At 44.7% G+C, this 13,028-nt stretch carries 11 protein-coding genes; 4 read left to right on the forward strand and 7 right to left on the reverse strand.

The window, feature by feature from the left end; translation table 11 throughout:
* Positions 1 to 83 precede the first annotated feature (83 nt).
* Genes L2W36_RS10120 through srlA form a run of 3 tightly spaced genes read right to left on the reverse strand, consistent with a single transcriptional unit; the run spans position 84 to position 2,013 of the window.
* On the reverse strand, positions 84 to 440 hold the full coding sequence (locus L2W36_RS10120; protein WP_006075328.1) for a PTS glucitol/sorbitol transporter subunit IIA: 357 nt from the start codon (positions 438 to 440) through the stop codon (positions 84 to 86).
* A gap of 31 nt (positions 441 to 471) precedes the next feature.
* Positions 472 to 1,449: a PTS glucitol/sorbitol transporter subunit IIB gene (gene srlE, locus L2W36_RS10125; protein WP_006075329.1), complete on the reverse strand. Its 978-nt coding sequence runs from the start codon at positions 1,447 to 1,449 to the stop codon at positions 472 to 474.
* A gap of 12 nt (positions 1,450 to 1,461) precedes the next feature.
* Positions 1,462 to 2,013 carry a PTS glucitol/sorbitol transporter subunit IIC gene (gene srlA, locus L2W36_RS10130; protein ID WP_038230885.1) on the reverse strand — a complete coding sequence of 184 codons (552 nt, stop codon included), beginning with the start codon at positions 2,011 to 2,013 and terminating at the stop codon, positions 1,462 to 1,464.
* Between the two features lie 405 nt (positions 2,014 to 2,418).
* Between srlA and L2W36_RS10135 the strand changes: the two genes are divergently transcribed.
* Together L2W36_RS10135 and L2W36_RS10140 are read left to right on the forward strand one after the other, a co-directional pair.
* Positions 2,419 to 3,390, forward strand: a complete 972-nt coding sequence (locus L2W36_RS10135; protein WP_236109960.1) for a KpsF/GutQ family sugar-phosphate isomerase — start codon at positions 2,419 to 2,421, stop codon at positions 3,388 to 3,390.
* 19 nt (positions 3,391 to 3,409) lie between these two features.
* Complete coding sequence (locus tag L2W36_RS10140) at positions 3,410 to 4,303, forward strand: LysR substrate-binding domain-containing protein (protein ID WP_236109961.1); 894 nt, start codon at positions 3,410 to 3,412, stop codon at positions 4,301 to 4,303.
* An 82-nt stretch (positions 4,304 to 4,385) separates the two neighbouring features.
* On the opposite strand, the gene L2W36_RS10145 is transcribed toward L2W36_RS10140, so the two are convergent.
* From L2W36_RS10145 to L2W36_RS10155, 3 genes are read right to left on the reverse strand one after another with little or no spacing between them, the layout of a single operon-like run.
* Positions 4,386 to 5,360, reverse strand: coding sequence for a TAXI family TRAP transporter solute-binding subunit (locus L2W36_RS10145; protein ID WP_006070071.1), 975 nt, complete (start codon positions 5,358 to 5,360; stop codon positions 4,386 to 4,388).
* A gap of 48 nt (positions 5,361 to 5,408) precedes the next feature.
* Complete coding sequence (locus L2W36_RS10150) at positions 5,409 to 6,251, reverse strand: 3-keto-5-aminohexanoate cleavage protein (protein ID WP_236109962.1); 843 nt, start codon at positions 6,249 to 6,251, stop codon at positions 5,409 to 5,411.
* Positions 6,248 to 7,585: an aspartate aminotransferase family protein gene (locus L2W36_RS10155; RefSeq protein ID WP_236109963.1), complete on the reverse strand. Its 1,338-nt coding sequence runs from the start codon at positions 7,583 to 7,585 to the stop codon at positions 6,248 to 6,250. The genes L2W36_RS10150 and L2W36_RS10155 overlap by 4 nt, the downstream gene beginning before the upstream one ends.
* A 251-nt stretch (positions 7,586 to 7,836) precedes the next feature.
* Here L2W36_RS10155 and L2W36_RS10160 point away from each other — a divergent pair, with 251 nt between their 5' ends.
* Positions 7,837 to 8,868 carry a response regulator gene (locus L2W36_RS10160; protein WP_236109964.1) on the forward strand — a complete coding sequence of 344 codons (1,032 nt, stop codon included), beginning with the start codon at positions 7,837 to 7,839 and terminating at the stop codon, positions 8,866 to 8,868.
* Positions 8,869 to 8,893: 25 nt separating this feature from the next.
* On the forward strand, positions 8,894 to 12,511 hold the full coding sequence (locus L2W36_RS10165; protein ID WP_236109965.1) for a response regulator: 3,618 nt from the start codon (positions 8,894 to 8,896) through the stop codon (positions 12,509 to 12,511).
* A 10-nt stretch (positions 12,512 to 12,521) separates the two neighbouring features.
* Here L2W36_RS10165 and L2W36_RS10170 read toward each other — a convergent pair whose 3' ends face one another.
* Positions 12,522 to 12,977, reverse strand: a complete 456-nt coding sequence (locus L2W36_RS10170; protein ID WP_236109966.1) for an Lrp/AsnC family transcriptional regulator — start codon at positions 12,975 to 12,977, stop codon at positions 12,522 to 12,524.
* Positions 12,978 to 13,028: the final 51 nt, after the last annotated feature.

The raw sequence follows: 13,028 nt of genomic DNA on the forward strand, positions 1-13,028 counted from the left end.
AAAAAGGGCCTCTACATTCCACTTTGGGAGAGTGCTTCAAAGCATCTGCAGAGGCCAAAATACCGATTGGAATCTAGTTAACCTTATGAGAAAGAGATGGTTTCTCCGATGTTGCAGTGAGGAACAGATCCACTCACATGCAAACACCCTGGATATTCCGCTTCGTTCAAGCTATCGAACCGAATCGTGATGTGGCCGAGTTCTGAAAGGTTCTTATTCACCACCTCACCAACAGCAGTGATAGGGTATTCATTCGAACCAAGCTGTAACGTTCCGCCCACATTAATATTGCCTTTCAAGCTATCGTGAGAGTGGATAAAACAGTACTCAGCGGCATCTGCCGGTGCCATTTCACCGAATAGAATCATCATGTTGTCTGCCAACGCTTCTTCTGCGAGTTCACCGACATGCTTGATGGTTGATTGGTATAATTTGGTCATTTTTAGATTCCTTTGGGAGTTACTGTTTTACTTATTGATAGATGAACATTGATACAAACCAAGCGACTAATACGGTTGGAGCACCAGTTAAGAATCGCGAGTAAAGTACTGATGGAACGCCAATTTCGACAGTTCGCGGTTTTGCTTCTGCTAAGCCAAGACCAACAGGGATAAAGTCACACGCCGCTTGTGCGTTAATCGCAAATAATGCTGGTAACGCTAAGTGCGGAGGGATATTGCCTGCACCGATTTGTACACCGACAAGCACACCGATAACCTGTGCGATTACTGCACCAGGGCCTAAGAACGGTGATAGCAGCGGGAAAGAACAGATCAGAGCTAGAGTAACGAGACCAAATGGACTTTGTGCTAATGGTGTCAGCGCTGACGCGATCAAATCACCGAAGCCTGAAGCCATGATTACGCCGATAAGCATGGATACAAACGCCATGAACGGCAGAATGGTTTTCAATACAGTATCAATCGTGTCACGGCCAGCTTGGAAAAACGTCGACATGACCGAGCCCATACCAATACCGATACGTGCCAACAGGCTATCGCTTTGTTCAGTCAGTTTTTTGTCCGTCGCAAAACGAGCTGACTCGTTTGCTGCTGGCTCCGGAGTTAGGGTCACTGTTGGTTGCGCATCAGAAAGCTGAATGTTCTCCGGTTTCACACCAGAGACGTAGATATCTTCTTTGATGTATTGCGCTAGAGGACCACTTTGCCCTGTCGAGTGAATGTTTACTGTTGGAATACGTTTCTTCGGATATAAACCACAACGTAACGTCCCACCACAGTCAATAATCGCGACAGCAACCTCTTCATCTGGTACTGAAGTTTTGAAACCATCTACTGCTTCATAACCCGTCAGTTCGGCAATACGGTCAACGATATCTGGTCGAGTACCACCAGTGATGTAGACAATTTTCTTGCCTGCTTCGATTGGCAAACATAGAGGACCACCCCAGCCGCCATTACCTTTATTAATAATTAATGAGTTTGACATGACACAGGCCTCTTATGATTGGAAGTGAACAGTACGTTCTAGTTGAACACCTTGCTGACGCTCTACCATTGCAGTAGTAAAGTCAGTCACCCAACCTCTAAAGAAGTTAGTTACCATGCCGACTAGTAGATAACTCACAGCTAGAGGACCTAGTGGTAGACCCAGCTGAGTAATACCGTTAGCGATACCAAGGTAAACAAACAATTCACCAGGGTTAATGTGAGGGAACAGGCCATTCATGGAGTGGCAACTGTACGAAGAAGCCGCGTAGTAAGAAGGTTTGTATCTCTCAGGAAGAAAACGACCCAAGCTCAACGTCATTGGGTTACAGAAAATGAAGGTACCGACAACAGGCAGAACCAGATAACGAGATACAGGGTTGCCAGCACTACGCTGTGCCAGTTTTTCTACTTTGTCTTGTCCAACGAGACGTATCAATGCGTTCATGGCGACAAGTAATGAAATTAAGAGAGGAAGTATGCCTGTTACCATTCCGGTAAAGACCTCTCCGCCTTGTTGGAATAGCCCGATAAACCATTCCGCTGAGTGAATTATAAAGTCCATGTTGACCTCTTTTGTTTCAAGGATAAGTGCTGATTGCCTTTTTACTTTTTCATTATTATTTTCATTTTGAAAGTTAATATTTTTCATTTATTGATTCAAATCACAAAATAAATGAAAGCAAAAATAAAAACAATGAAAGTAATAAAAGAGATAGAATTGAGCGCGAGAGAGTATATACCTTTAAAAATCAGACATATACAAACACCTCCTTTGAATAAGATTTCAATAACAGCCAATCGTTCTGCATTCCTTTCCATGAAATGAAAATCTTAACTTTCAACTAGACACCAAGATTGAGAGAGATCCCAATAATGAAAATAATGAAAATTACAACTTGCTCTTTACCAGAGGTGTGAAACACTAGGCAGCAATATCTATATCGTTCAGCTCGTAGGACACATCGCCATGCAAGTCGTCAAGACAGAAGTCATCGAATACGCCACACAAGTCATTAATGCCGAGATAGCAGAAGCTCAGAAGCTATTGGGACGATTGGAGGACAATTTTGCGCAAGCGGTATCGCACATCGTTAACTGTCAAAGCAAGATAATTGTGTCTGGAATAGGCAAGTCTGGGCACATTGGCAAGAAGATGGCCGCAACACTGGCTTCAACGGGTTCACCTGCCTTTTTCGTTCATCCGGCGGAAGCACTTCACGGAGACCTAGGGATGATCACTAAAGAAGACTTAGTGATCTTGATTTCAAACTCAGGCGAATCTGCCGAATTTAAGACTATGCTGCCGATATTAAAAGAGCGCGGGATTTCTATCATCGGTATGACTGGCAACACTTCATCTCATTTGGCGCAGAACAGTGATTGTGTGGTCAACATCGCCATAGACAGCGAAGCATGTCCACTCGGACTCGCTCCAACATCCAGCGCAGTCAACACATTAATCATGGGTGATGCTTTAGCGATTACTGCAATGAAAATTCGCAAATTCGACAGTATTGATTTTGCACAGTCTCACCCTGCTGGTGCTCTCGGAGCAAAACTACTTACGACAGTCGGCAACGTAATCTCCGAGTTTGAACACAATGCCATTTGCCAACCAGAACAAAGCTTAGCAGAAGCGATCAGCGTACTATGTGAGAGTGGTAAAGGGCTTATCGCCATTTGTCGTCAAACGACGCTTGTAGGTGTCTTCACGGACGGAGATTTAAGGCGAGCGCTCGCCAATGGTGCCGTTCTAGAAGACAAAATTGAACAGCATATGACCACCAACGGCAAACAAACAAGTGCGCGAGTAAAAGCATACGATGCGTTGAACTTAATGCTTGATAATGCCATTTCAGCACTACCTGTTGTCAATGAACGCGATGAGTGTGTTGGCGTAATTAGCATCTCGGATATTCATCGTCGAGGTATCAAGTAGACAAGTTCGGGAAAACACTATGAGTAGTAGCTCAGGCTTACCTTCTATCAAAGCGCTCAAAACCTTCGTGGCAGTGGCGCACAACCTCAGTTTTTCAAAGGCTGCACAGGAGCTGTGTGTGACTCAAGGAGCCGTCAGTAAACAAGTCGCGGCACTAGAGCAACAACTTGGTCAAGCACTGTTTGAGCGACATATTGATGGGATTCGACTTACATCTATTGGTGAGCAATATTTGCCTAGTATTATCGAAGCCTTGGAAAGTGTTCAATCTGCAACGGCAAGGCTCAAGCAGTCTGAAAACAACGAGGCGGTATTAAACCTTGATGTCACGCCATCTTTTGCCAGCTTATGGTTGATCAACGCATTGCAAGACTTTCGGTCGCAAAACGCCAGTATACGAATCAACCTAAAAACAGGTGATGGTCCCATTAAAGGCTTGAACGCGCGAAGTGACATCATAATCCGCTGTTTACCAATCGCTACCCATTACGAAAATGCCACTCTGCTACACATAGAAACGCTGCGCTTGGTCGGCTCAACAGATCTTATCGAGCGTCATCCTATTCGTAGCCACCAAGATTTGGAAGTTCACCAATTTATCCCCCATATTACTCGACCACAACTATGGGAGAAGTTTCGAAATCAATTTTGCCCTGATACACCGATGAATTTTTATGGCGTCGGATTCGAGCATTTCTTTATGTCTTTGGAGGCTGTAAAAGCAAACTGTGGGCTCGCTCTTCTTCCTGATTTTATGGTCGACCCTTTAATTGAAGCAAAGCAGTTGAGTAACCCTCTCGCTCTTAGTTTAGTGAGCCAGTACGGTTACTATGCCATCACCCCAAATCATCGTCGCGACAACAAGCTAGTCTATCTGTTCAACCAATGGCTAGAAGAGCAGTTTCGTTGCTAGTCACTGTGACCCCACGACCATTAATAAAAAAGCCCAGCATTACATCGCTGGGCTTTGAAGAGTGTTGCATTAAAAGAGTTTGTTAGTCCATCAAACCCGCTTCTTTGTAGTACTTCACGGCACCTGGATGCAATGGTGCTGACAAACCATCTTTGATCATTTCTTCTTTCTTCAGGTTAGCAAAAGCAGGGTGAAGACGTTTGAAATCATCAAAGTTTTCAAATACAGACTTAACGATGGCATAAACCACATCATCAGGCACAGCAGTAGACGTAACGAATGTTGCACCCACACCAAACGTCATCACATCGTCTGGATTACCGTTATACATACCACCCGGAACGGTCGCTTTACGGTAGAAGCTATTGTCTTCAACTAACTTATCTACCACTGGTCCAGTAACCGATACAATGCGGCTATCACAAGACGTTGTCGCTTCCTTAATCGCACCACTTGGGTGGCCTACGGTGTAGATCATTGCGTCGATTTTGTTGTCACACAATGCTTTAGACTGCTCAGATGCTTTTAGCTCTGAAGTCAGTTTGAATACATCTTTGTCCCAACCGTAACCTTGCATCAAGACTTCCATAGTCCCGCGCTGACCGGAACCAGGGTTACCGATATTGACTCGCTTACCCTTAAGATCTTCGAAGCTTTCAATACCAGAATCCGCACGCGCCACCACAGTGAATGGTTCAGCGTGAACAGAGAATACCGCTCTAAGATCTTTATATGGACCAGCTTCCGCAAACTTACTGGTGCCATTGTATGCATGATATTGCCAGTCTGACTGGGCTATACCTAAATCCAATTCGCCAGCTCGAATGGTATTGATGTTGTATATCGAACCGCCGGTACTTTCTACCGAACAACGCACACCGAATTCAGCTCGGTTTTTATTTACAAGACGACAAATAGCACCACCTGTTGGATAGTAAACCCCTGTTACGCCACCGGTTCCGATAGTTACAAATCGGTCTTCTGCCTGCGCGAGAGTTGCTCCTCCCATGGCAATACATGCAGCAGACACGGTCAACATGGTTTTTAATTTGGTCATAGTTATTCCTTTCCTGTCGTAGGGTTCAGAAACCAGTAAACTCCTTAATTACTGGCGAATGGCAAGACTGTTTCTAAATTCAGTAACGCTCAGTAAATCTATATTAAGCGCCGCTGACGTCTTACAAAGCTGGTTCACTAAAGATGCATTGTTTGTAGCAATAGCACCTTGATTGTCATAATGATTATTTTCAAACCCAACTCTAACGTCAGCCCCCATAAGCATAGCAGCCGTTAAACAATTGTGTTCAAATTGACCAAACGCACAGACCGCCCAACGGTGACGCAGTTCAAATAATCGACAACTAAGAAATGGCACAAGATCTTGAGGTGTTGCTACTTGTCCTTGCTTATAGCGTCCGAGAACAAGTAATAGGTGATGGTCGTGATCAGGCAAGACCTTTTGATCAATCAGTCGAAAATAACGATCAAGATCGTCAGCACTGTAAAGAATGTATTGAGCAATAATGCCTTGCTGTGCAACCCAATGAAAAAACTCGGCCGACTCGCTCAAGTGTTCATCATTTGGAATCAACTCACTTAACGCAAATGACGCCGCTTCTGGTTTGACGGTTTTGATCAATTGCCTTTGTTGCTCAGGTTGATATTGGCCCACCGCTTCTGTTGTTAATTGCACCATAATGCTGTCTCCAACAGCATCTTTTAGTTCGTTATACAGCGGGAGGTTGTCTGCAACGTCTAACGAGTGCAGCCCTTTTTCATTGCGAGCATGTAGATGTACCATTGCGGCACCTGCACTTCGGCAAGCAATAACATCTTGGATAATCTCTCCACGAGTGACGGGCAGTGCAGGATGATCTTTCTGCGTTTTTCTTGCGCCATTAGGCGCAACGATAATAGCCGACTGCGATGGCATTGTTAGGTTACTCATAAGCAGGCCCACTTTTCTTCTGCTAAAAGTAGCGTTTTTTTCAGCTTGGTCACCAGTTCATCCATTTCGATCTCACTAATAATAAACGGAGGCGCAAGTAAAATATGGTGACCGTGTGTACCGTCGATCGTCCCAGCCATTGGGTAACACATTAAACCATTCTCCATCGCCAACGATTTAATCCATTTGTGCGCTTGAGTTTGGATAGCAAGCGGGGATTTTGAATGTTTGTCAGAAACCAATTCAATGCCGATAAACAATCCTCTACCTCGAATATCACCAATCATATCGAGATTCCCCAACGCTTCGAAAAGCTTTTGCTTAAGCATTTCCCCTTTAGAAACCACCTGAGCTAGTAAGTCATCCTCTATGATGATTTCCACAGTCGCGAGTGCCGCCGCACACGCCATTGGGTGTCCCATAAAGGTATGACCATGCTGAAAAAACCCGGAACCATTGGCTATTTCCTGATAGATTTTTTCGTGAACAAGTACAGCGCCAATGGGCTGATATCCAGCTCCCAGACCTTTCGCCATGGTCACAATATCGGGTACTACTTCGTCTTGCTCAAATGCGAAGAAAGACCCCGTTCGGCCGACTCCACACATCACTTCATCTAAAATCAGCAATACATCATACTGGTCGCAAATCTCTCTTATACGCTGCAGGTAGCCCTGAGTCGCAGGTACTGCCCCCGCAGTTGCCCCTACGACGGGTTCGGCGATAAATGCCATCACATTTTCCGCCCCAAGTTCGAGTATCTTCGCTTCAAGTTCATTGGCAATACGCTGACTGTATTGGTCTTCAGTTTCTGACGCCAATTGGTCACGATAGGCATAACAAGGCGCAATATGGTGAGCAGAGGAAAGCAGAGGACGAAACGGTTCTCGTCGCCACTCATTGCCTCCAACAGAGAGCGCCCCTAATGTATTGCCATGGTAACTTTGTCGCCTTGCGATAAATTGAGTTTTGGACACCATACCGCGCTCAACGTAATACTGGCGTGCCATTTTAAGCGCTGACTCCACCGCTTCTGAACCACCACTAACAAAGTACACATGTTGCAAAGATTCTGGAGCTAACGACACGATTCGCTGCGCTAATTTCTCACTGCTTTCACTGGTAAAGAACCCTGTATGAGCATATGGAATAGTCTCTAATTGAGCTTGAATCGCCGCTTTTACTCGCTGATGGTTGTGACCAAGGTTAGAGACCGCCGCCCCTCCGCAACCATCTAAATAATATCGACCTTCTGAATCAATCAAATACACGCCTTCGCCAAAGCTCACTTTTGGCAAAGTATCTGAACAATGTCGGTGAAATACACTACCCACGCAGCCGCCCTCAGTTAACCACTTATCCTTTATTGGTTAATTTTTGTTCTAACATGGCATTTTTACAAACGAATAATTATCAACCTCTATGAGAAAATGGAATGGCTGCATCATGAAGCTTCCCCTAATCGTTAAAGCAAATCTTGGTGCGATATTATTCTCATAGTGAGCTAATTGTTTGTAACACATACGAAACCTTGTCTATTCTTAAAAGCCTTATCTCTGCATTTTCGGTACAAGGACTCGTACTTATGCATACAGACAACCAAGAAAAACCTGTGGTGCTTGTCGTTGATGACATTCCCGATAATATCCATGCCATTGCTGGCTCTTTGAATGAACATTACAAAGTGAAAGCGGCGACAAGCGGCGCGAAAGCTATACAAATCGCCCTCTCCACACCTAAACCTCATATGATATTGCTCGATATCATGATGCCCGAAATGGACGGTTATGAGGTTTGCAAAACACTAAAAGCCAATCCACTAACCGCTGATATTCCTATTATTTTTGTCACCGCGAAAAGTGAAGTGGTCGACGAGCAAAAAGGCTTTGAGTTGGGCGCGGTGGACTATATTACCAAACCCATTAGTCCACCCATTGTGTTAGCTCGAGTGAAGACACATATTGCGCTGTACGACCAAAATCTCGAACTTGCTATCAAAGTACGTGAAAGAACGGCTCAGCTTGAACAAAGCCGTTTGGAAGTCATCCAACGCTTGGGACGAGCAGCAGAGTACAAAGATAACGAGACTGGTATGCACGTAGTGCGGATGAGCCACTACTCACGCATTCTCGCCTCACAGCTAAACGTTAGTAAGCGCTGGGTTGAGCTGGTATTTCAAGCCGCACCAATGCACGACATCGGCAAAATTGGTATTCCAGATAACGTGTTAAGAAAGCCAGGTAAACTCGATGCCGACGAATGGGCCGTCATGCAGAAGCATGTCGAAATTGGCGGTGACATTATTGGTGACAGCGATTCGCTGCTATTACAAATGGCGCAAGAAATTGCGTTAAACCATCATGAAAAATGGGACGGCAGTGGCTACCCCAACCAATTGGAAGGAGAGCAGATCCCGCTTAGTGCAAGAATCGTCGCAATAGCCGATGTATTTGACGCACTGACCAGTGTGCGTCCCTATAAAAAGGCTTGGTCCATTGAGGAAACGCTCGCATTACTAGAGCGCGATGCAGGAACTCACTTCGACCCAAGTTTAGTACCAATTTTCATCAGTAAATTGGATGATATTCTCGCCATTAGAGCTGCTTTTAAAGACTAGAACTACATTGGTTTAAAGGATTTCCATGAATTTTCCTATCGGACAAAATCTCAACTCAAAACGCATTCTTATTGGTTTTTTCATCGCAGCAACATTATTGGTGATAGCCGGGTCAATAGGTTGGTCAAAGCTCAATCTTCGTTTTGAAACTGTCGACAATTATGCTCAAAGCGCTCAACTTCGTGCCGCCCTAGATAGCGTTAAGCTGCATGAGCGCAATTACGCCCTATCGCCCACCCATCCGCAGGCTGAACAAACCTTTGAACATATTGATATGGCCTACCTACTTGCCGATTACCAACCTTCAGAACAGGTCAATCAAGAAGTAAAGGCGCTACTTCAAGATTACAAGACGACTTTTGCCGAATACGTAGAACTTAACGACCAAGAAAGAACCACCCGCGTTGCTCTTACCTCAAATTCGGACACGTCTATTTATGATGTAGAAGAGATGCAGGTCGATCTTAAAGTCTCGATAGAAAAACAGGCCGCGTTAGTCGAAAGCATGCGTCAACACATTGATGCTAGTGCTCAAATCGCTATTGAAAGCCATCATTTAGCAAGTCGTATTTCTACAATTCGAAGTCATGAAAAGTCTTTTATCCTCGAACCGAACAATGACGATTACAAACAACTACAATTTGGCCTCAATGAAGTGCGTAACCAAATTAGAGCTCTGCAACCAAAGATGGTTACACAGGCTGCTAAGGACAAACTGACACTGGTTGATAACGCTCGAAATCGGTATTTAACTGCGGTCATTCAGCTCAGAAACCTCAAACTAGTTACCGCCCCAATGCAGCAGCACATCGCCGCCCAGATCGATTCGGCGGGGGAAGAGTTTACACGAGCGAGTGTAGTGCTAAGAACGAGCTTACAAAAAGAGTTAGCCGCCTTTCAACAAGAACTAAACGACATACAACAACAAACCAACGTCAAACTCTCCACTACCGCTCAATTGCTGACGTTACGTTCCCTATTTAGCGATACCACTCAGTACGAACGCGACTTCTCCTTGGCACAAACACTCAACGAACAGCAAGGTATTGCCAAGCAAATTGAAGGAACAATCAAAGAGAGTCAACAACAATTGGCAGGTTTGATACCACAAATTTCAGATGCGACCCAACAACAAACGCTTGGGAAAATTAAGGGGCAGTTGACGCAATATCTCGCTTTATTCGAACAGTTATTTACGCAGAAACAAGCTATCGCCCAACAATCATCGGCGCTTGACAATGCCTACCTGAAAGCCTTCAAAGTCATTGAACCTGATTTTGAACACCAGCAAAACATTGTAGAGAACTCATCTCAAATCTCTTTCTATCTTGCCATCGGTGGCATCATTTTCATGAGCACCATAGTTTTTATTGTTTTGCTCGCCAATAAATCCCACGCTGCGCTTGAAAAGTCTGCGGATAAGCTCGCTATTGCCAGAGATGAAGCAGACTACGCAAACCAAGCTAAATCGGATTTTTTAGCGAACATGAGCCATGAGATCAGAACCCCAATGAACGCCATCATAGGCATGAGTTACCTCGCTTTAAAAACAGATTTAACTAAGGCACAACGCAACTATATTCAAAAAGTAAAGCTGTCGGCTGATACCTTACTCGGACTTATCAACGACATTCTCGATTTCTCAAAAATCGAAGCGGGTAAACTCGACATTGAGCAGGTAGATTTTAGACTCGAAAACGTCTTGGACAATATTTCTAATTTAATTGGGCTTAAGGCGTCGGAGCATGGTTTAGAGCTGCTTATTCATACTTCAAAAGACGTACCAACAGCACTTTACGGTGACCCATTAAGATTGGGGCAAATCTTGACCAATCTTGCCAATAACGCGGTGAAGTTTACCGAACAAGGCGAAGTCAAAATCACTATCACCGCAGACAACTTAGAGAATGACGATGTCACGTTAAGATTTGCGGTCTCTGACACTGGCATTGGAATGACACCAGAACAAACTCAAAAGCTCTTCAATAAGTTCACCCAGGCCGACAGTTCCACCACACGCAAGTATGGGGGAACCGGATTAGGCTTAGCCATCAGTAAGGAGCTTTGTTTGTTGATGGGCGGAGACATTGAGGTTAGGAGTCAATTTGGCGAAGGCTCAACCTTTGAGTTCACAATTAACATGAAGCGCAGCCAAGTGCTAGAAACCAAACCGATTGTCGTGCCAACATCATTGAACCACCTCAACATCCTGATTGTGGATGACAACGCCAGTGCGCGCCTTATCGTTGAAGATATTCTGCAATCACTCAACTTTAATGTTCGAAGCGCTAATGGAGTTGATAGCGCAATCGACGCACTCAATCACGCTGCACAATCAGATTCGGCATTTGATGTGGTTATTACGGATTGGCAGATGCCCGGTAAAGATGGCGTTGAACTCATTCATGCTATCCAGCAATCTGAGTCCCTCAATCCTAAAATCTTGATGCTCACAGCCTATGATCGCCAGCTTCTGGCTGACTCAGTTCAAGAGCGTGGCCTTATCGTACCAAGTATTCTCGATAAGCCAGTAACGGCCTCTCACTTGTTCGATGCGATAGTTGGCTTATATGATATAGAAAACCACCGTACCAGCCGTGACGAGCTTGAGCAGCAAACCCATTTGGCTAATGTCCAACACCTAGCAGGAGCTCATCTATTACTCGTTGAAGACAACGAAATTAACCAAGAATTAGCGGTAGAACTTTTGGAAAGCCAAAACATCCAAGTCACCGTAGCTCAAAATGGGCAAGTCGCGATCGACTTGTATAAACAAATGACGTTCGATGGCATTCTTATGGACTGCCAAATGCCTGTGCTCGATGGCTACAGCGCAACAGAGATAATAAGAAACACACTCAATGACCGAGCTATCCCTATCATTGCCATGACCGCCGACGTGATGGAGCGTGATAGAGAACGCGCCTACCAGTCAGGGATGAACGACATCATAGCTAAACCAATCGATGTAGGCATCATGTTCAGCACCCTTGCTCGATGGATCACCTCGCCTCAACGCGAAATTGGGTCAGAAGTAAGCATTTCCGGCTCCGACTCTAATGCTAATACTCAACCAGTGAAACTTCATGACATTAACACCATCACCTTGTCCCAAGGTCTTGCTCGTGCGAATAACAACCACCAGCTCTATCGCCGACTGTTACAACGCTTTTATGAGCACTACTCTGATTTATCTCAAGCAAGAGAACAACTCGCTAATGCAGCGTCCTCCGATTTAAAACGCTACATCCATAGCTTAAAAGGCGTCTCAGGAAATATAGGTGCGAACGAGTTATTTGAGCTCTGTAGTGCATTAGAATCTGATATCAACAATGAACAACTTCAAAAGAAGCTACTCAATGCTCTGAATCAAACCACTGAGGCAATAAGAGAGAGTGACGTTTTACACTCTCATACAGCGGCTAACGATAACCCTGAGCATACAGCGAATTTTGACCCTACTCTCTATGAACGATTGCAGAGCGCCATTGAACAGAACGATACCGATGCGCTTGAGATAGTGCAAAACATAGAGCAAAGCCAATTACTGGGGCTTACCCAAAATCAACTAAAGCAACTTGATGACGCTCTACAAGAATTCGATTTTGATAAAGCTTTAGCACTCATTAAATCTAAACACTAATGGGACTTACTTATCTCACTGGCAGCTTCGTCTTTGCTTTTACTTGACCAAAGGCGAAGCTCGATTCGATGGAGGCGATATTTGGCAGGCGAGTTAATTGCTTGCGGATAAACTGCTCATAGCTTTTTAGCGACTCACTGACTACATGCAACAAGTAGTCGTGGTTGCCCGTCATCAAAAAGCACTCCAACACTTCATCAATCATTTCAATGTGATGTTCAAAGTCTCGCATGTTCTCTTCTGTCGGCTTTTCGAGTTTCACCAATACAAAGACATTAATAGGCAGCCCGCACGCTTCTTGGTCAACACTGGCATGATAACCTTGAATGACTCCTTGCTTCTCCAAGAACCGAACTCGGCGCAAACAGGGGGACGGCGACAGAGCAACCCGATCTGCCAACTCTTGATTAGTTAGCCGAGCGTTGCTTTGCAACTCAGCCAGTATTCTTTTGTCGATCTCATCCATTAGCATTTTCCATCAATTTATAACCAATATGCGCAATATAATTGCTCAAAG

Source organism: Vibrio sp. McD22-P3, assembly GCF_021568915.1.
GTDB lineage: Bacteria > Pseudomonadota > Gammaproteobacteria > Enterobacterales > Vibrionaceae > Vibrio > Vibrio mediterranei.